The sequence below is a fragment of the Vreelandella hamiltonii genome (assembly GCF_014651775.1).
Lineage (GTDB): Bacteria > Pseudomonadota > Gammaproteobacteria > Pseudomonadales > Halomonadaceae > Vreelandella > Vreelandella hamiltonii.
Genome location: NZ_BMXN01000009.1, coordinates 41,980 through 59,624, shown reverse-complemented (window position 1 = coordinate 59,624; position 17,645 = coordinate 41,980). Strand labels below are relative to the sequence as shown.

General features: G+C 51.1%; 21 protein-coding genes and 1 pseudogene. 16 read left to right on the top strand and 6 right to left on the bottom strand.

Translation table 11 applies throughout. The features are described 5' to 3' along the window. The first annotated feature begins 82 nt into the window (after positions 1 to 82). The 11 genes and pseudogenes from IE091_RS09755 (at position 83) to IE091_RS09695 (ending at position 9,075) form a co-directional block, all read left to right on the top strand. Entirely contained in the window at positions 83 to 292 is a 210-nt protein-coding gene (locus IE091_RS09755) for a hypothetical protein (protein WP_189463553.1), read from the top strand. 171 nt (positions 293 to 463) lie between these two features. Continuing rightward, a complete protein-coding gene (locus IE091_RS09750; RefSeq protein ID WP_189463552.1) occupies positions 464 to 2,164 on the top strand; it encodes an ATP-dependent nuclease in 1,701 nt (566 codons plus the stop codon). Between the two features lies 1 nt (position 2,165). Then, a complete protein-coding gene (locus IE091_RS09745; RefSeq protein ID WP_189463551.1) occupies positions 2,166 to 3,797 on the top strand; it encodes a UvrD-helicase domain-containing protein in 1,632 nt (543 codons plus the stop codon). Positions 3,798 to 3,948: 151 nt separating this feature from the next. Beyond that, a pseudogene (locus tag IE091_RS18660) lies at positions 3,949 to 4,518 on the top strand (histidine phosphatase family protein). A 79-nt stretch (positions 4,519 to 4,597) separates the two neighbouring features. Further along, a complete protein-coding gene (locus tag IE091_RS09725) occupies positions 4,598 to 5,065 on the top strand; it encodes a nucleotidyltransferase (protein ID WP_189463549.1) in 468 nt (155 codons plus the stop codon). Positions 5,066 to 5,216: 151 nt separating this feature from the next. Then, the gene (locus IE091_RS09720) at positions 5,217 to 5,657 is read left to right on the top strand and encodes a hypothetical protein (RefSeq protein ID WP_229800805.1); all 441 of its coding nucleotides are present in this window, start codon (positions 5,217 to 5,219) and stop codon (positions 5,655 to 5,657) included. A gap of 71 nt (positions 5,658 to 5,728) precedes the next feature. Beyond that, complete coding sequence (locus IE091_RS09715) at positions 5,729 to 5,965, top strand: helix-hairpin-helix domain-containing protein (RefSeq protein WP_189463548.1); 237 nt, start codon at positions 5,729 to 5,731, stop codon at positions 5,963 to 5,965. A gap of 114 nt (positions 5,966 to 6,079) precedes the next feature. Further along, positions 6,080 to 6,670 carry an O-methyltransferase gene (locus IE091_RS09710; protein WP_189463547.1) on the top strand — a complete coding sequence of 197 codons (591 nt, stop codon included), beginning with the start codon at positions 6,080 to 6,082 and terminating at the stop codon, positions 6,668 to 6,670. A 295-nt stretch (positions 6,671 to 6,965) separates the two neighbouring features. Further along, the gene (locus IE091_RS09705; RefSeq protein WP_189463580.1) at positions 6,966 to 7,478 is read left to right on the top strand and encodes a 2-thiouracil desulfurase family protein; all 513 of its coding nucleotides are present in this window, start codon (positions 6,966 to 6,968) and stop codon (positions 7,476 to 7,478) included. Next, positions 7,459 to 8,424, top strand: a complete 966-nt coding sequence (locus IE091_RS09700) for a 5'-nucleotidase (protein WP_189463546.1) — start codon at positions 7,459 to 7,461, stop codon at positions 8,422 to 8,424. Before IE091_RS09705 ends, IE091_RS09700 begins: the two co-directional genes overlap by 20 nt. A gap of 30 nt (positions 8,425 to 8,454) precedes the next feature. Continuing rightward, the gene (locus IE091_RS09695) at positions 8,455 to 9,075 is read left to right on the top strand and encodes a LysE family translocator (RefSeq protein WP_189463545.1); all 621 of its coding nucleotides are present in this window, start codon (positions 8,455 to 8,457) and stop codon (positions 9,073 to 9,075) included. Positions 9,076 to 9,209: 134 nt separating this feature from the next. On the opposite strand, the gene IE091_RS09690 is transcribed toward IE091_RS09695, so the two are convergent. Continuing rightward, positions 9,210 to 10,121: a LysR family transcriptional regulator gene (locus tag IE091_RS09690; RefSeq protein ID WP_189463544.1), complete on the bottom strand. Its 912-nt coding sequence runs from the start codon at positions 10,119 to 10,121 to the stop codon at positions 9,210 to 9,212. Between the two features lie 95 nt (positions 10,122 to 10,216). Between IE091_RS09690 and IE091_RS09685 the strand changes: the two genes are divergently transcribed. The 3 genes from IE091_RS09685 to IE091_RS09675 all read left to right on the top strand — a co-directional run bounded on the left by IE091_RS09685 (position 10,217) and on the right by IE091_RS09675 (position 11,792). Continuing rightward, on the top strand, positions 10,217 to 10,729 hold the full coding sequence (locus IE091_RS09685) for a DMT family transporter (RefSeq protein ID WP_144983207.1): 513 nt from the start codon (positions 10,217 to 10,219) through the stop codon (positions 10,727 to 10,729). Between the two features lie 79 nt (positions 10,730 to 10,808). After that, entirely contained in the window at positions 10,809 to 11,330 is a 522-nt protein-coding gene (locus IE091_RS09680) for a GNAT family N-acetyltransferase (protein ID WP_189463543.1), read from the top strand. A gap of 51 nt (positions 11,331 to 11,381) precedes the next feature. Further along, on the top strand, positions 11,382 to 11,792 hold the full coding sequence (locus tag IE091_RS09675; RefSeq protein ID WP_189463542.1) for a thiol-disulfide oxidoreductase DCC family protein: 411 nt from the start codon (positions 11,382 to 11,384) through the stop codon (positions 11,790 to 11,792). Positions 11,793 to 11,906: 114 nt separating this feature from the next. Here IE091_RS09675 and IE091_RS09670 read toward each other — a convergent pair whose 3' ends face one another. After that, complete coding sequence (locus IE091_RS09670) at positions 11,907 to 12,194, bottom strand: type II toxin-antitoxin system RelE/ParE family toxin (protein ID WP_189463579.1); 288 nt, start codon at positions 12,192 to 12,194, stop codon at positions 11,907 to 11,909. Next, entirely contained in the window at positions 12,187 to 12,408 is a 222-nt protein-coding gene (locus IE091_RS09665) for a TA system antitoxin ParD family protein (protein WP_016914058.1), read from the bottom strand. The genes IE091_RS09670 and IE091_RS09665 overlap by 8 nt, the downstream gene beginning before the upstream one ends. A 206-nt stretch (positions 12,409 to 12,614) precedes the next feature. On the opposite strand from IE091_RS09665, the gene IE091_RS09660 reads away from it, so the two are divergent. Continuing rightward, positions 12,615 to 13,199 (top strand): Rossmann-fold NAD(P)-binding domain-containing protein, encoded by a 585-nt coding sequence (locus IE091_RS09660; protein WP_229800804.1) that lies wholly within the window; start codon positions 12,615 to 12,617, stop codon positions 13,197 to 13,199. Here the strand turns inward: IE091_RS09660 and IE091_RS09655 are convergent. After that, on the bottom strand, positions 13,196 to 13,606 hold the full coding sequence (locus tag IE091_RS09655) for a winged helix-turn-helix transcriptional regulator (RefSeq protein ID WP_189463541.1): 411 nt from the start codon (positions 13,604 to 13,606) through the stop codon (positions 13,196 to 13,198). The two genes, IE091_RS09660 and IE091_RS09655, sit on opposite strands and share 4 nt — an antisense overlap. Positions 13,607 to 13,696: 90 nt before the next feature. Between IE091_RS09655 and IE091_RS09650 the strand changes: the two genes are divergently transcribed. Then, the gene (locus tag IE091_RS09650; protein WP_189463540.1) at positions 13,697 to 14,548 is read left to right on the top strand and encodes an SDR family oxidoreductase; all 852 of its coding nucleotides are present in this window, start codon (positions 13,697 to 13,699) and stop codon (positions 14,546 to 14,548) included. 183 nt (positions 14,549 to 14,731) lie between these two features. On the opposite strand, the gene IE091_RS09645 is transcribed toward IE091_RS09650, so the two are convergent. Beyond that, positions 14,732 to 16,144, bottom strand: coding sequence for a YfcC family protein (locus IE091_RS09645; RefSeq protein ID WP_229800803.1), 1,413 nt, complete (start codon positions 16,142 to 16,144; stop codon positions 14,732 to 14,734). Positions 16,145 to 16,161: 17 nt separating this feature from the next. After that, a complete protein-coding gene (locus tag IE091_RS09640) occupies positions 16,162 to 17,427 on the bottom strand; it encodes an allantoate amidohydrolase (protein ID WP_189463539.1) in 1,266 nt (421 codons plus the stop codon). Positions 17,428 to 17,645: the final 218 nt, after the last annotated feature.

Below are 17,645 nucleotides of genomic sequence, written 5' to 3'. Positions count from 1 at the left end.
AAGTGACGCCTACGGCGCACCTGAACCAAGCGTTAGAAGAATTTCAATTCAGTAAATTTGGGCTACACAAGGAGAGCGCTATATGGCTACCACCATGTATTTCGAGGAAACGATAAAAGATCAAGGTGGAAGGACGGAAATGGAGCTAGAAATTGGCCGTTCCTCTTATTATCCAGAAGACAGCATCTATATCACTGTTGACGGAAAGACAGTAATAATGGACCGAAAGACAGCTAAGAGATTTGTTGAGGCGGTCAACTCTGTCGGTTTCTACCACGGCTTCGTAGAGTGAACCTCTTCTAACAAAGCGCTACTACGGAAAATTTACTCGCTGGCGCTCCCAAATTTCCGCAGAGCGCGGCGTTAGAGGGCAACCGTAGTTCATTGCAACCATAAAGAATTTGAAGAGAAGGGTTGCTCCTATTAAGCCTGAACTTTCAGACTGTTTTAAAGGATGCTTAAATTGATAATTGAAAAGGTGAGTCTTGAAGGCTATAGGAACTTCCGAGAAGCTACTATTCGTTTTACTGATAAGACACTATTGATTGGAAGCAATGATGTCGGTAAAACAAATTTGCTCTATGGCATCCGTTTGTTACTTGATAAATCTTTGTCAGATAGAGATATTGAACCGGAAGCTACGGATTTCTTCATAGATAGCAATGGAAATCAGGCAGAATCTTTCTCTATTAAAATCTATTTTTCTAATATCAATGAGGATGCTGTTCTTTCTGCACTGAAGGGAAGTGTGAGTGATGAAAGTAAGGCCGTGATTGCTATTACAGCAAATAGAAATACACTTGATTACGAGATATCTATTGGATGCTCAGATGATGAGCTTGAGCTTATTCCATCAAGATTCTATTTGAAACAGTTAAATTTACGCTATGTAAAATCTCGAAGAGACCTTCAAAAGTTCATTCAAATAGAAAAAAGAAAGTTGCTTAAGCAGTCTAAAGACAGTCTTGAAGACGAAGAGCTTGAGCATGACCAAGTTGAAATGGTAGCTATATCAGCCAAGTTAAATGAAGTTAATGAAAAGATTGCGGAGCTTAACTATGTAAAAGACGCCACCTCGGTAGTTAATGAAGAGTTGAAAAAACTATCATATACAAATGAAAACTATAGTGTACATTTAGATACTGGTGCTATAAAAGTAAATCAGTTTATTGAAAATTTAGAATTAGGTGCATCTACATCTGGTTCAAAACTAATGCTTGGTGGTGACGGTCGAAACAATCAAATATTGTTAGCCTTGTGGAAGGCAAAAAGTCAAAGAGAGTTTGATCCTGACCATGAAGTTACATTTTATTGTGTTGAAGAGCCTGAAGCTCATTTACATCCACATCAACAACGCAAACTAGCTGATTACTTAATTCATGATCTTCCCGGACAAACTATAATTACAAGTCATTCCCCTCAAATAACAGAACGATACAAGCCAAATTCAATAGTTCGTATTCTCTTGGCTGAAAATGGAAGTGTGGCGGCTAACGGTGGCTGTTCTGCATGCATTTCGGATGCCTGGGACGAATTAGGTTATAGGATGAGCATTCTTCCTGCTGAGGCCTTTTTTTCTAGCTGTGTTTTTTTGGTTGAAGGACCATCAGAAAAACTCTTTTACGAGGAGTTGGCAATACAGCTAGGGATAGATTTGGATTTTCATAACATTTCAATTCTTAGTGTTGATGGAATTCAATTTAAAGTTTACAGTAAAATTCTGGATGCTATGGAAATACCTTGGGTGTTGAGAACAGATAATGATGTTTCAGGTATTAAAAATAGTGTTAATAAAAGAGCTGTAGGTATTAATAGGTGCTTATCACTGGCTGGCCTAGCTAATGGCCCCGACTATACATCAACAACAACTTCGAAAGACTTAGTTGATTCTGGAGTTTGGAAAACGACTTCAGATCAAATAAATCCACACGGAATATTTCTTTCAAAGATTGATCTAGAAGCTGATCTGGCTTTAGAGCTTCCGAATGAATTGTTAACTTATTCCGGAAAGACCGATATCAATGATGCAGTAAAATACTTGCAGAGTAAAAAAGCCATTAGAATGCGAGAATTTTTGTCACAAAATCAAAAGGCGCTTGCAGGAGTAAGTGGGGGTGAGTTATCTAAGCCATTGCATCATGCAGTTAAGTTAGTAGGCCAATAACATGAGTGATTTCTCGTTTACTCCAGATCAAAAAGCAGCAATAAGCTCAAATTCAAATATGGTCATTACTGCTTGCCCTGGAAGCGGAAAGACTACTGTTGTTGCAGAAAAGATAAGAAATGAAGTTAAAGATCTTCCGTCTTATCGAGGTGTTATTGGAATTACTTTTACTGTAAAGGCCAGCAAGGAATTAAGAAGCCGATGTAAGAGGAATGCTTGCGATACTAAAATGAGCTTTTTTGGCACTATTGATCATTTTTGTTTGAGTGAGATTATACACCCTTTTTTAGCAAGAGTGCTTGAAAGGACAAAGCACCAGCTAGAGTGTATTAAGCTTGATGAAGTACCTAAATGTGTTATGGATAAATTGAGTGTAATGCCTCATTATAGCGAAGAGGTAACCTCAACTTCTTTTAAATGCTTAGAAGATGATATTGGCACATTATTCGATCATGGTTTTGTCTTGCTTGAACTGCTTGGTGTGATAGCTAATCATGTCATAACGGAATCTCATGCTTGTCAAAGATATATTGCAGCAAAATACAACTCGGTATACATAGATGAATATCAAGACTCCTCTGAGCCACAGCATGTACTCTTTCTCAAGTTATTAGAACTGGGGCTAGTAGGTGTTGCAGTTGGTGATGTACAACAGTCTATCTATGCTTGGCGTGGGAGTGATCCTGTATTTATTAAAGAATTAACAAACAAACCTGATGTCTTCGAACATCATATCGTAAATATCAACCATCGCTGTCACCCATCAATTACTAATTATTCTAACCGGCTTTACGACGCTGAATGTGATTTATTGCCAACTAGTGATATCAGAGTATATAGGCGCTGCTATACAGGTACTCAAGTAGATGTTACTGAAAAAATAAATGAGTCAATTGAACTTGCGCTTAAAAACAACCTAGTTGAATCATACTCGGAAATAGGAATACTCGTAAGAAATAACATATCTCTAGAATTTCTTAGTAATGGATTGAATGTACCGTTTCGAATCTTTGACGAAGACCCATTGGCAGTTAGAAATACAAAGGTTTGTAATTTATTTTCTCAGCTTTTAAGGTTTCGATTTGACGAGCATCATCGCTTAAATGATGTTGTTGAGTATATACAGTCATTTACTTTAGTTTCGAAGAATAATTTATCTGTATTGCGTAAAATGATATCAACTATTGGTGATAAAGTTCAATATGAACTATCACATACGATTGTGGATGTAACTGGTCAAGTCTTAAATGTCGATATCAGTGCTTCAGATAAAGAGCTCATTAATGCAATCTGCTTGGAGTCTAGGTTGCTTCAGCACTATAAGCCGATCAATGAGAATGAAGTTCAAATTATGACACTTCATAAATCTAAAGGGCTAGAGTTTGGGCTTGTTTATCACCTGGATCTATACGATTGGATTCACCCTAAAAGAAAATTTGTTCGAGGTTGCTTCGATGTAATATATGATAATTGGGAGCAGGAGTTGAATTTACACTTTGTTGGAATAACTAGAGCGAAAAATTATTGTGTTCTAGTTACAAGCAGTAGTCGTCTCAATCGAGACTATGAAACCAAAACAGGAAATCCCTCTCAATTCTTTTCGCTGCCTGGATTAGATGGATTGTATCGATAGCACAATAAATATGGACTTTCTTCATAGTGAAAAAGACCTGCGGCAACCCGAAGCGTATTGCTATTTGCCTTCTAACAAGTTGCTGCACACGGAAAAATTACTCGCTGCGCTCCCAGTTTTCCGGTGAGCAAAGCGTTAAAAGAAATCAAGTATGCATATATTCCTCTTGAGACACGCAGAAACAGAAACGAACCGTGATGGTGCGTTAGCAACAGGAAGCCGTGACGCGCTCACACAGCATGGCCACGATCAGGCACAAAGCATTATAGGAAGCCTCTTGGAATTGGAGATCTAGTGCATTCTGTGCTCTCCTTATCCAAGAGCCCTGCAAACCATTCAACCTTTTGCTGAGGTTGCCAAAATAGAGATTGAGGTTCACCCTTGTTTAGCTGAGGGGCAGTGATTACTAACTGATGCTCCTGCCCGAGAGGAGCCCAAGTATTTCCGCCACGTATCAGGCCATGACTACCCCCATGAAAATGAGTCACCAGGTGCATTCATGGAGCGTGTGGTACAGGCGAAGAAGCTAATCGACACCCAGCCTCACTCCAGGTTATTGGTGGTAACACACGGGCACATGCTTCGCGAATTATTAAACAGCATACTGGCTTTGCCCCGAAGAACACGGTTCCCGCACGATAATTGTGGGCTGAGTCATGTATCGTTAGGTGACGTAAATATGGTCAGTTATATCAATCGACCAATTTTTTCTAACCAATGACTTCACGACGACTGCCTTACCAGTATTGAGCGCCCAGAACCTGGTGTGTAAGCCGAGCGTTTAGCGTAGAGGAGGAATCATGCATCAAGTAGCCACGCAATGGATCGTAGGGTTACTAAGAGATAGAAATATACCCTTCATAATTTGTGGTGGGCTCGCAGCGAAAGGCTATGGCGCTGAGCGTGATCTGCATGACATCGACCTTTTCGTTCCTGGTGAGCACTTTTCATCAGTGGTACAGGCTGGTCAGGAATTTGTATCCAAAGCTGCCGCTCACCGCCAAGAGGAAGGCTGGGATCTCACCTATGTTCAATTCAAGTATGAAGGCATTAAAGTCGAGGTAGGCAACGCTGATGGTCCGAAGATATTTGATTCAGGCAACGAGCAGTGGGTACCGCTCAATATAGATTTTTCTCGCTTTGATACCGTAAATTTGTTGGGTCTTGAGCTTCCTCTTATGCTGCGGGAAGATCTGATAAGGTATAAATCTGCGCTCTCACGGCCGGTAGATGCCGAGGATATCCGTGATATACGGCAGCGCGCATAACAAAGTCATCCAATTGATGTTAAAACCTCCGCTTTGCCCCGTAGTTGCCATTGGTGATGCGGTGTTAAAAATGAGACTTATCAATTATCGGCGTTGTAACGAAAAGTGCTATATTGAGTTCCGAGGCAAGTCTGAAGCCAAGTGACGAAGGTTGTTTATCGTCCGTAGTGGCGAGTCACGCCGTCGCTTTCCTTTTTATCTGGTGTTGGGAGAATTTTCTGGTTTCGGGTTCATGGTTCTGATCAATAAAAGACATAAAGCATACTTCAAGGGAGGTCAAGAGAAAATGGAAGTAAAAGCGGAGATTTTGAAAAATCGTATTGTATTCACTGCAAATAACAATACGGTTGTCGTCGAGCCAAAAGAGCCTTTCACCACTACGAGGCTGCTGGTAGGAACATTTATGCCAGCCGTCGAGTGCATGAAGGAAGGCTTGGCAAAGGTGGGTGCTAAAGGTCTCTTCAAAAGGAAACCGAAGCTCCTGATTTATCCTCGGGCCATGACGGAAGGCGGCCTTTCAGAAGTAGAAGAGCGCTGTCTGCTCGAAGTTGGTCATGCTGCCGGAGCGGGTAAGGTTGAAGTGCATGTTTAGCCTTTTGTGTAACGAGTTGGAGTAGTTCATGCTGCTGCGATCAAACTGTATGTAATTCAAGGGGTTTCGTTATGGTGTTCAATACCTCAGAAAGAAACGCGCTACTCGAAGTGAAGGGGGTAGGCCCTACAGTGGTCAAACGTTTTGAGGAAATAGGTATAAACTCCTTTGCAGAGTTGGCGAGCCATGACCCAGAAGTAGTTGCGGAAAAAATCGCATTAATGCTTGAGGCTACCTGCTGGAAGAATAGCCCTCAGGCCTTGTCGGCGGTCACGGCTGCAATAGAAAGAGCAAGGCAAGGATTGTAGAGGCCGATGCTCGCCCATGGTAAACGACACTTGCCGTTCCGGGGTTAGGGTCTGCCTCCGTTTCTCGTTTTGAGTCCGATATAATAACCAGTGTTACTTGCCAGGAGGCGCGCCGTGGAGCTCAAGAAAATTCTCAAAGAGTTGGAGATACTAGGTCAAGAGAATGATGCGTCGGTAGAAGATAGAGACCGTAAGTATCTCAATATCACTAGGCATACAGGACAGTTTTTGGAAGTGCTTATAAAGGCAAGCGCTGTGAAGCGGGTGTTGGAAATTGGTACATCAAACGGTTATTCCACACTGTGGATAGCCTCTGCGCTGCCAGAGGATGGGCATATAACCACGCTAGAAGTTTCCTCTTTCAAGGTTGCTCAGGCCCAAAATAACTTCAAACGGGCAGGTCTTGAACACAAAATTGCACTAGTACAAGCCGATGCTATGGATTTTCTCGAGTCTTGTGATCAGCTGTTTGATCTGGTGTTTCTCGATGCAGATCGATCAAGCTACCTTCAGCTTGCTGGTCGAATCGTTTCTCTTGTGCGGCCTGGCGGGCTTCTTGTTTGCGATAATGCGATTTCGCATGCAGAAGAACTGGACGAGTTTTTTTGTTTCATCAACACCAGCGGCGAATTCACGGCGACAACGCTGCCCGTAGGTAAGGGTGAGTTTGTAGCATGTAAAAATATATCACAAGATACTGCTTAGGTGATCAAGCAAGTGGTGTTGCAGGGCATGCGATGGTGTTCATATGCGAGCTGTTTCGCATATGGAGGTGGTGAAAATTAGCCTAGGCTGCGCCACCTCAAATGCCTTGTCCGTCACTTTGGGTGCGCACCTTGCGGCCAGCACGCGATAATCACGATGAGCGGTATGGTCATCTGGTTTTCAACTACGGGGTCAGGCCATCCATTCGATGCAACATCTCTGCTTACATTGTGCATCTGGTGAGAGTAAGCGTCTGCATCACAGTGACAGGGGGGTAAATGTGAAAAAAGTGCTAATGAGTGCCTGTCTTCTAGGGAAAAGTGTCCGGTACGACGGTGGTAGCCTACCGGTACATGATCAAATCGTGGCGCGGTGGATTTCTGAAGGCCGAGTGGTATCTGTTTGCCCAGAGGTGGAAGCAGGCATGAGTATTCCCAGGGAGCCTGCGGAAATCTTCGAGGGCTGTGGAAACAGTGTGTTAGACGGTGAGGCCGACGTCATGGAAAAAGGCGGCAACATTGTGTCTGATAGTTTTATTGCTGGTGCGTCGGTGGCCCTGGAGCTGTGCAAAAGGTTTCATATTGAAATAGCCGTGCTGGCTGAGGCTAGCCCTTCCTGCGGCAGTTCATTCATCTACGACGGTCACTTCTCAGGAAATAGGAACCCTGGGATGGGGGTTACCGCTGCGCTGTTGCGCCGACACGATATTCAGGTATTTAGCCAGCATGACATCGAGGATGCTAATAAGGCACTTGACGCAACAAGCCAACCACCCACAAAGGAAGCGCATGCCCTACGAACTCGATAACCGTCTGGTCATTGGCGTTGCCTCCAGTGCGGTCTTTGATCTGAGCGAATCCGATGCCGTCTTTCGCCGCGAGGGGGAGGAGCAGTACCGCGAATATCAGGAGAAGAATCTTGAGGTTCCGCTCCCCAAGGGCATCGCGTTTCCGTTTATCAAGCGGCTGCTGGCGTTGAACGACTTGAGCCCCAGCCCGGAAGACCCGCTGGTGGAGGTGGTGCTGCTGTCACGCAACGACCCGGATACCGGCTTGCGCGTTATGAAAACCATCGAGCACTACGGGCTGGGCATTACCCGGGCGATCTTTATGCAGGGGCGTTCGCCCTATGAGTACATTCCCGCGTTGAACATTGCGCTATTTTTGTCTGGCCACAAGCCTGACGTGGAGGCCGCCATTGGCAGCGGGCACCCGGCGGGGCAGGTGCTGGATTCCATGTTTGACGATGATGAAGACGACCAGACACTGCGCATCGCTTTTGACTTTGATGGCGTGCTGGCGGGCGACGAATCCGAGTCGGTTATGCAGGCATCAGGACTCACGGCCTTCCATGATCATGAAGTCAATAAGGTGATGCAGCCCCACCATCCTGGGCCACTGAAAGAGTTCCTGGTACGCATTTCAAGAATCCAGTCGGCGGAAGAAGCGTACAAGCAGCAGCACCCCGAGTATGAAAACCGTATACGCGTGTCGATTGTCACCGCCCGCAATGCGCCTTCCCATGAGCGCGCCTTGAAAACGCTGAAAAGCTGGGGCGTCATGGCCAACGATGCGTTCTTCCTCGGCGGCATCGAGAAGGGCAGAGTGTTGGGTGTGTTGAAGCCGCATATCTTCTTCGATGATCAGTCTGGCCATTTGCAGTCTGACAGTGCGGTGGTGCCTTCTGTTCATATTCCGTTTGGTGTCACCAATCAGCTCAGGGCGAAGGCAGATGAGCTGGCTGCCGGGAGCTGACCCTTTTCACTTTAGATGGTGGGAACCGACATGACCCTGATGACGCTCCTGTTATTCATACCTGCATGTTTTGCCCTGAACATGGCCCCCGGCCCCAACAATCTGCTCTCCATGGCGAATGCCAAGCGATACGGCATGCGGGTGGCCTGCTATGCGGGGATGGGTCGGTTGGTAGCCTTTGTGGGCATGATTACATTGGCCGCTACCGGGTTGGCCACCGTGCTGCATACCTCCGAAAAGGTGTTTCTCGCCGTCAAAATCGCCGGTGGGCTGTACCTCTTCTGGCTGGCGTATCAGCTCTGGAACGCAGACCCAGCAGAAGGCGATAGCGAGGCGCCGGGTGGCAAAAACCTGCTTCAACTGGCGAGACAGGAGTTCCTGCTGGCAGCGGGCAACCCCAAAGCCATCCTGATCTTTACCGCGTTCCTGCCCCAGTTTGTCGACCCTGCGGGTTCCGTAGGGCTTCAGTTCCTGATACTCGGGGCGCTATTTCTGATGCTGGAGTGGGTCGCCATCGCCGGTTACGCGTTCTTCGGCAAGGCATTGCGCCACTGGTTCTCGCGCCCCTCCATGCGGCGCCTGTTCAATCGAGTGTGTGCCGGGTTATTGGGAAGTGCGGGAGCAGGGCTGCTATTGGCCCGCCGTGAGTGACAATGTTGCTGGGTGCATTTCGCTCAGCTCAGTGGCGCGGCCTCGCGGGTGCCTCGCTGATCGCTCGTTACCACGCGCTACGGGTGTATTGCCTTGGGTGGCGCGTCGTACTGTCGTGAAGCGATGTGCTCACATCACGCGCTTTCTCGCAGTATTTCAATGATCGTTTGCCTTAGCCAGTTGTGGCCGGGATCGCTTTCTCGCCGTGAGTGCCAGACCATGTCGTATGCAAATGGGTCGATGGGGTAAGGGGGCGCGAAGAGCCGCAGCGGTGAGTCTTCCAGAAACAGATCGAAGCTGCGCCGGGCGGCTGTCAGGATCAGGTCGGTGTTGGCCACCACGCGGCTGGCGACGCCCCAGTGGGGCAAAGTGATGGCGACCCGGCGGGTGACGCCTTCGCGATGCAGTGCGTTCTCTATCTCGTTGCTTTCACTGCTGTGCATGGCCACCAGCACGTGGGGCCTCGAAAGCCACGCCGTTTTATCCAGGCTACCCGTGCTGGGCAGAGTGTTTTTATCCGCCGCACAAACGAAGTGTTCGATGAAGAGCGTATGGGTGTGCAATTCATCGGAAAGGGGTGACGAGAACACGCCAAACGCCATGTCGATCTCTCCGTCATGGACCCCTGCCAGCATCGAGGCTCGGCTACCTTGCGCGACTTGAAGCTCGACCCCCGGGGCGTCGGAGCGCAAGCGCTGTACCAGGCCTGGCAGAATTACCCGAGAGCCATAGTCCGACATGGCCAGCCGAAACACCCGCTTTGCCTGGGCGGGGTCGAAGGCGGGCTGGTCGAGCAGTGCGCCGAGCTGATGCAGCGCTTCCGTCAATGCCGGTAGCAGCTCGCTGGCGCGAGAAGTGAGCTCCAGTTTGCCTGTTCGTCGCACCAGCAGCGGGTCGTCAAAGATGGCACGCAGGTGGGCGAGTGCATGGCTCACGGCAGGTTGGCTTTTATGTAAGCGGCGTGCCGCTCGCGAGACATGCTTTTCCACCAGTAGCGCGTGAAGGGTAACCAGCAGGTTGAGATCGATGCGTCTTAAATTATTCATAACCCGAATAGTGGTAAATAAAAAATGGAATTTCAATTCTTAAAATGAATTATACAAGATAAAAGGCACCTTACAGATGTATCAGGAGCCTTGGCATGAACTCATCTTTCTGCGTAGTGGCACTGGCGGCGGTGGCGGTCATCGCGGGCGCTTTGGTGCCGTTTCAAGCAGGTAGCAACGCCGAATTGGGCCGAGCGTTGGGCCATCCTCTTTGGGCGACACTGGTCTCTCTGATGGTGAGTATTCTGGTCGTTATTCCCATTGCGCTGGCGATGCAGGCAGCGCCTCCTGTTATCAGGCACCTTCCCGCGTGGGCATGGCTGGGCGGCGTGGCAGGCGCTATCTATGTGTCGTCGGCGCTGATACTGGTGCCGCGAGTGGGAGCCACCAGCTTCATGGTGTGTGTGATTGCAGGGCAGTTGATCGCATCTCTGCTGCTGGATTACCACGGCTGGATGAACTTGCCTGTCAGAGAGCTCAGCATGGGGCGTGTGTTGGGAGTGGCGCTGGTGTTGGCGGGCATGGTGACGGTGCTGTGGTTCTCACCGACCAATACACCACCTCGACAAAGTGCTGGACAGGTGGTGACGGGCAACGTTTCCTCATGAAGCGGCTAGGCATTTTGGTTAACCTTTTCCATCCAATAGGTCCACCCAATAGGCGCTCGAACAATCAAGGAGCGGCATCATGAACGGAGTAACGCTGCGTACAGCCCATGTTAATGAGCTGGGGGCGCTGGTAGCCATCGACGATGATGCGAGTCAGCTGTTCGTTCGTGCTGGGCTCGACATCGATATCGAGCAGGGGCATCCTTTTGTGGTATCCGAACAGCAGCGGTGGGCTCTTGCCATTGAACGCGGGCTTGCCCTGGTGGCCGCTGACACTGGCAATAGGCCTGTCGGCTTCATGATCCTCGGTGACGTTGATGGAGAGCCTTATCTGGATCAACTTTCCGTACGCACGGGCCATATGCACCAAGGGATAGGTAGCATGCTGGTTCATCACGCTATTTCATGGAGCGCTCATCGGCCCCTCTGGCTTACCACCTATGCGCATTTGCCCTGGAATAAGCCCTTCTACGAGAAACATGGTTTTGTGAAGCATCCGGAAGAAGAGTGCGGTGCAGAGCTCTGCGCTATCTTGCGAGAACAGCGGGCAGCGCTTCCCGACCCGATGCAGCGAATTGCCATGGTACGCCGTTGCCCGTAGTGTCAGGCAACTTGCCCATGTCGAACGAACGTCTTCTTTCTTCAGGAGCCTATGGATAATCGGCATATCGTGATATTCGATGGTGTGTGCAACTTCTGCAACGGCGCGGTGAATTTCATCATCAAGAGAGATCCAGAGGGCGTCTTTGCCTTCACCCCGATGCAGAGTGAGTTGGCCCAAGAGCTGACGGAGCGCTTCAACGTCCCCGATGTGGGCACGGACACCCTGGTGCTGATCAAGGAGGGTGAGTGTTATGTGCTCTCGGATGCCGCCCTTGAGATTGCCAAAGACCTGAAAGGGCCTTGGCGGCTGTGTTATTCGCTCAAGGGGGTGCCCAGGCCGATCAGGGACGCGGCTTATAAACTATTCGCGCGGCATCGCTATCGTCTCTTTGGTAAGAAAGATGCCTGTATGGTGCCGTCAGCAGAGGTGAGGTCGCGGTTTGTAGGGGGCGATACCTGATTCGTGAGGTGGGTGTTTATCCACTCCAGTGATGGTGGAGCGTGGCGGGTTGCTTACCTGTTCTCTCGGTGGCGCGGCCTCGCGGGTGCCTCGCTGCTCGCTCGTTACCACGCGCTACTGTCGTTTGATATCGCGGTAGACGTTTTCGTGTGAGCCCAGTGCCATCAGCTCAAGCACAAGAACACCCTCATGGAAGCTATAACCCAGTAGGGTCAGTTGCTTGTTCATTTTGAACTTGTGTACTCGCAGGAAAGCCAGGTCGCCTTTCTTCTGTTCTCCCATATAGGGGTCGGCCATTAGCTGCCTGATGACAGAGTCCAGGTCTTTTTTTTGATTTGGCTTGAGTTTTTTGACCGCTTTCTTGAAGGAAGGCGTTTGTAATACGCTGGTAGCGCTAATCAAAATCGTAGGCCTCCAGCTTTCCAGCATCACGTTCTGCCTGTGCGATGATGGCTTGGCGGACAAAGTCGTAGGGCAAATCGGGGTTGTCTTCCATCATCTCGCCGATTTTTGCCCAGTGTTCTATTTGCTTGGGTGTTGTACGGTGTAAAGCCCTTGCCATGATGGCCGCTTTATCCACCAGTTCTTTATCTAAGCGTATGCTTGCAGTAGACATCAGTCACTCCTGTCGTTGGACTTAAAAAATTGTAGCGTGACGCTACACCAGTAGCAAACTGCTGCGTACTGGCTTGGCCAGACGTTCACATTTTCAAGAGGTCAATCATGCCCACCACCGCCATCGTTCTTGGTGCCACTGGCGCCATTGGCCAGCACCTCGTGACGCAGCTTTCCTAGCGCGATGAGGTGGAGAGCGTCATCGTCGTGACCCGCCGCGAGCTGGATGTTGCCCGTGAATTTCCCCACGCGAACGCTTCCAGGCTTCAGCCTGTGCTGCTGGATTTCGAACGGTTGGAAGCTGAGGTTGCCGAGCTGGTGGCCGCTGGGGCCATGGCGTTTGTAGCGCTGGGCACCACGAAAAAGCAGGCAGGGAGTAAAGAGGCGTTTCGCTGCGTGGATCATGGGTTGGTGCTGGCGTTTGCCCGTGCCTGCAAAGCGGCGGGGGTGAGCCGGTTAGCCGTGGTGACGGCGCACGGTGCCAACGCTCGCTCGTCGATATTTTATAACCGCGTGAAAGGCGAAGTGGAGCGGGATATTCAGGCGCTAGGGTTGCCCTGTGTGTTCTTTGCTCGCCCCTCGCTGTTATTGGGGCGGCCTCAGGATGGGCGCTTGGCAGAGACGTGGGCGAGCGCGGTGCTGGCACCCGCAGTGCGGTGGCTACCGCTTACCCTGCGGCCTATTTCGGTAGAGGCCGTGGCAGCGGGCATGGTCAAGGTGGCGCTGGATGAGGTCACGCCCTCCATCGTGCAAAGTAATGCGGCCCTGCATCGCTTGAGCATGGGTAGCTAGTCAGGCTTTCGGCTTGCAGCAAGCAGTGTAGGCAGGTTGTGTTCGATCCAATCGGTTAGCGCTTCGATGTGCTGCCCCAGCTCTTTGCCTGGCGACGTTAATGAATACTCCACATGCGGCGGCACAACGGGACGCGCATAGCGTGCGACCAGGCCATCTTCTTCCAGTTGCTGAAGCGTTTGTGCCAGCATTTTCTCACTGACACCCTCGATCTTGCGGCGCAGTTCGCTGAAGCGGTGGGTGCCTTTCATCAACACCAGCAGCACTAAAACCCCCCACTGGCTGGTCACGTGTTTCAAAATCTGCCGTGATGGGCAGGCTTTTGCGAGTACTTCGCCACGGCGCATGGCATTGGCGAGTGCCCCATGGCTGGCGCTTTGATCAGGGGGCGTTGAGTGACGGGTCATGGTACTTACCTTTTTGTGCGTACTTACTAAAAGTTAGTTTAAAGGGTACGCTTCATTTCACCAACCATTGCAGATGAATGAGGTGAAAACATGATCGTAGTAACGGGTGCTACCGGACAGCTAGGCGGCTTGGTGATTGATGCGCTAGTGAAGCGCGTGCCTGCCGAGCACATTGTGGCCGCCGTGCGAAATGTGGAAAAAGCCCAGCCGCTGGCCGAGCTAGGCGTACATGTACGTCAAGCCAATTACGATGACCCCGATAGCTGGCAAGCGGCTTTGCAAGGAGCCGAAAAGGTGCTGCTGATCTCGTCTAGCGAGATTGGCCAGCGTGTCGATCAGCATCGGGCGGTCATCGAGGCTGCGAAGCGTCAGGGCGTGGCACTATTGGCGTATACCAGCCTACTGCATGCCGATTCGTCGCCGCTTGGTCTAGCGCAGGAGCACCGTGAGACCGAGGCACTGATTCATGCCTCTGGTGTTCCTTATGTGCTGCTGCGCAACGGCTGGTACACCGAAAATTATACGCAGGGAGCTCCTGGGGCGGTCGCCCAGGGTGCCTTGTTTGGCTGTGCCGACGAGGGGCGGATTGCCTCGGCTGGGCGGGCTGATTACGCCGAAGCAGCGGCCATCGTGCTGGCCAGCGATCAGCACAGGGAGCCCGTGTATGAGTTGGCAGGTGACAGCGCGTATACGCTGGGCGAGCTGGCAGCCGTTATCGCGCGGCAAAGCGGACAGCGCGTCGATTACGTCAACGTGAGTGAGGCCGATTACGTAAGTGCTTTGCAGCAGGCGGGGCTGCCGAAGGAGTTCGCTAGCGTATTGGCAGACGCCGATAGGGGGGTAGCCAAGGGGGCCCTGTTGGATGAGGGCCGTCAGTTGAGCCAGTTGCTGGGTAGGCCCACGCTGTCGCTGGAAGAGGCTGTCAAACAGGCGCTGTTGTAATCGCGGAAATGTGTATGGCGAACATGATAGCGTGGTCTGCATAGCCGCCAAACCGAGGGCATCTCTTGCAAGCCGTTGGCCCTCATCCCATCACGTAGTGTGCGGTTCATCCACACGCTGCGTTGAGTAAAGAGAGTAGTATCCACGGGGGAGGCAAGCACTCCCCCGTGGCCGATCACACGATCAGTAGCCGAGATAATGCCCTGCCACGAGTGCTATCCAGCACATGACGTAAATGAGAGCCAGCAGGGGCATGATCACCTTTAGCCACTGGGCATAAGACACTTTTCCCAGTGCCAGCATGGCCAGGGTGCCGCCTGAGGTGGGAACGATCAGGTTGGTGAGGCCGTCGCCGACCTGGAACGATGTGATCATCAACTGGCGGCTCATGCCGATGAGATCCGCCAGAGGAATCAGTATCGGCATGGTGACCAACGCTTGGCCTGATCCGCCGGGAATGAAGAGGTTAATGATCCCCTGGATGACACTGGAAGCCACCGCTGCCATGGCAATAGGCATGTCGCCTACCAGGCTGCTCAGCGAATTGACGATAGTATCGATGATATGGGCATCCTGAAGAATGACCTGAATCGAGGCTGCTACGCCAATCACCAGCGCGCCCGCAGTGACGGAAGCCGCCCCTTCCATCATCTGCTTGACCAGCTCGTTGGCGCCCAGGCCATTGGCAAAGCCGATCACGATGGCCATGAGCAAGAACATCGCAGCGATTTCATTGATGTACCAGCCGCGAGTAAAAACACCGACCAGCATGATAACCAGGCCAGCAATGAAAATGCCCAGCGTCATGATGTTGCGACGCGATAAGCTGTAATCCTGAAGGCGCTTGTTCAACTCGGCGGGCTGGTCGTCCTTGTAGTCGACATTCACTACGTAGCGGCAGATAAAGACCGTTAGGGTGCTTAGGCAAGCCAGCACCATGACCAGTCGGAGCCACCAGCCCGAAAAGGTGGGTAGTTCGCCAATGCCCTGCGCGACGCCGACGGTATAAGGATTGATGGGAGAGAGTGCGAAGCCGATACCGATACCGCCCACTGCCATGACGACACCGACCAAGCGTGAACAACCGATAGCAGTGGCAATCAGTACGCCAATAGGTACCAGCGCAATATTGTTTTCAAAGCCGACTGCGACACCAAAAAAGCCGTAAATGAAAGTGCCTGCGGCAATGATGAGGTTACGGCTCCGAGGATTGTTTTCTGCGCCGACTCGGTGTACCGCCACGCCAATCGCATTTTCCAGGGCGCCCGTGCGCTGCAGGATATGAAACAGTCCGCCTGCGATAAACACGATGAACAGGAATTGCGAGGCGTTGATCAAGCCTTCGGGAATGGCGACAAAGATTCGGAATAAGTGCAAATTGGCGACATCGGCCAGGTAATCGAACGATCCCGGAATCACGGTGGTGCGACCATCGATGGTTTCCCGCTCGAACTCGCCTGCTGGGACGATGAACGTCATCAGGTAGGCGGCTACCAGAATCAGGAAAATCAGGACCATCGGGTCAGGTACCTGTTGGTACCATTTTCGTTGCGCCGTCGCAGACGCCTTGTTGGAGTGTTGCGGTGGTTGGTTCATGAGGCACCCATGGGTCGTTATCGTGGTGGATTGCAGCATTTAGCCAAGCGTTGGCAGGTGTGGTAGAGCACCTGAATCGCCTTCATCAGGTCCTCTGGGGTGATGGCTTCGTCCGGGTGATGGCTGATCCCCTTGTGGCAGCGCACGAAGAGCATGCCGATATCACATAGCTGCGCCATGGCCAACCCATCGTGGCCTGCGCCGCTGAACAACACTTTCGGGGCGACGCCGCTGTCTTGCACAGCTTGCTCCAACGTCGATGTTAGCCAAGGGGCGCACTGCACGGCGGCTTGTTCGTAGGTTTGGGTATGCGTGTAAGTGAGGTTCAGCGCTGGCAGTGCATGGCTGACTTGATCGAGCAGCGTTGAACGCGCCTGCTGGCGTATGGCATCTTGCGGCGAACGTAACTCCACCGTGAGTGTGGTGGTTTGCGGAATGACATTGACCCCGTTGGGCGCATTGGTGATTTTACCTACCACGCCGACCAGCTGATCGGTCTGTTTACAAAGGTTATCGACCAGCCGGATGACTTCGGCAGCACCCACTAGCGCATCGCGACGAAGAGCCATGGGGACAGTGCCAGCGTGCCCAGCCATGCCCTGAATGACGAATTGGTGACGCTCGATTCCGGTAATCGCATTGACCACGCCTACGGGTAGCGAAGCCTCTTCCAGTTGGGGCCCCTGTTCGATGTGAGCTTCCAGAAAGGCCAATACCTCGTCAGGAGCGTAGCGGTCCTCAGGAATGCTGTCGGGGTCGCATCCAAAATCGCGCAATGCCTGTGCCAGGGAAATGCCGTTGTCGTCGGTGGCGGAAAGACTGTCGGGATCGAACGTGCCTGCCAACACTTTGGAACCCAGTAGCGTAGAGCTAAATCGAGTGCCTTCCTCATCGCTGAAGGCCACGATATCGATATGAAAGGGGAGAGAAATTTGCTGGGCGCGGAGATAACTGATCAAGGCAAGCGGCAGAATGATCCCCATCATGCCATCGTATTTGCCACCGTTGGGAACGGTATCCTGGTGAGACCCCATCAGTAGCACTTTAGCGTCGGGTAAATGACTGGCATGGCGTCCAATGAGGTTGGCGCCATGGTCTCGCCTCACCGACATGCCCAGCGCTTCCATCCAGCTCGACAGCTTTTCCAGTACTGCTTCGTGCTCCGGCGTAGCGCATAAGCGGGTAACGCCTTGTTGAGCGCTGTCCTGAGTTTCCGAGCAGCGTGCTGCTGCTTCAAGCCAATGCCAAGCCTGCTGACCTGCCGCTTCCAGCGTTATTGTCATGGTGACCTCGTTATCAAGCGTGCGCGTGTCGTGTCGCGTCTATTTATCATTATAAATTAGGCTAGGCGACGCACTTTGGCTCTGTCAACGCTTTGCTCACGGCCATGGCAGGGTAGTCGGTTAGTGCGCTTCAAAAACGTTTGTAACGGCAGGGGCTTAACCAGGAAGAGGTGCGCCTAGGGTTAGACGTATGTCTAGCCCTGGTCAGATGGGCAAGT

Excerpts from the sequence above, each read along its gene's own strand:
- IE091_RS09755 (WP_189463553.1), top strand. The coding sequence starts at position 83 with ATGGCTACCACCATGTATTTCGAGGAAACGATAAAAGATCAAGGTGGA.
- IE091_RS09745 (WP_189463551.1), top strand. The coding sequence starts at position 2,166 with ATGAGTGATTTCTCGTTTACTCCAGATCAAAAAGCAGCAATAAGCTCA.
- IE091_RS09725 (WP_189463549.1), top strand. The coding sequence starts at position 4,598 with ATGCATCAAGTAGCCACGCAATGGATCGTAGGGTTACTAAGAGATAGA.
- IE091_RS09715 (WP_189463548.1), top strand. The coding sequence starts at position 5,729 with ATGGTGTTCAATACCTCAGAAAGAAACGCGCTACTCGAAGTGAAGGGG.
- IE091_RS09705 (WP_189463580.1), top strand. The coding sequence starts at position 6,966 with ATGAGTGCCTGTCTTCTAGGGAAAAGTGTCCGGTACGACGGTGGTAGC.
- IE091_RS09700 (WP_189463546.1), top strand. The coding sequence starts at position 7,459 with ATGCCCTACGAACTCGATAACCGTCTGGTCATTGGCGTTGCCTCCAGT.
- IE091_RS09695 (WP_189463545.1), top strand. The coding sequence starts at position 8,455 with ATGACCCTGATGACGCTCCTGTTATTCATACCTGCATGTTTTGCCCTG.
- IE091_RS09690 (WP_189463544.1), bottom strand. The coding sequence starts at position 10,121 with ATGAATAATTTAAGACGCATCGATCTCAACCTGCTGGTTACCCTTCAC.
- IE091_RS09685 (WP_144983207.1), top strand. The coding sequence starts at position 10,217 with ATGAACTCATCTTTCTGCGTAGTGGCACTGGCGGCGGTGGCGGTCATC.
- IE091_RS09680 (WP_189463543.1), top strand. The coding sequence starts at position 10,809 with ATGAACGGAGTAACGCTGCGTACAGCCCATGTTAATGAGCTGGGGGCG.
- IE091_RS09675 (WP_189463542.1), top strand. The coding sequence starts at position 11,382 with ATGGATAATCGGCATATCGTGATATTCGATGGTGTGTGCAACTTCTGC.
- IE091_RS09665 (WP_016914058.1), bottom strand. The coding sequence starts at position 12,408 with ATGTCTACTGCAAGCATACGCTTAGATAAAGAACTGGTGGATAAAGCG.
- IE091_RS09655 (WP_189463541.1), bottom strand. The coding sequence starts at position 13,606 with ATGACCCGTCACTCAACGCCCCCTGATCAAAGCGCCAGCCATGGGGCA.
- IE091_RS09650 (WP_189463540.1), top strand. The coding sequence starts at position 13,697 with ATGATCGTAGTAACGGGTGCTACCGGACAGCTAGGCGGCTTGGTGATT.
- IE091_RS09645 (WP_229800803.1), bottom strand. The coding sequence starts at position 16,144 with ATGAACCAACCACCGCAACACTCCAACAAGGCGTCTGCGACGGCGCAA.
- IE091_RS09640 (WP_189463539.1), bottom strand. The coding sequence starts at position 17,427 with ATGACAATAACGCTGGAAGCGGCAGGTCAGCAGGCTTGGCATTGGCTT.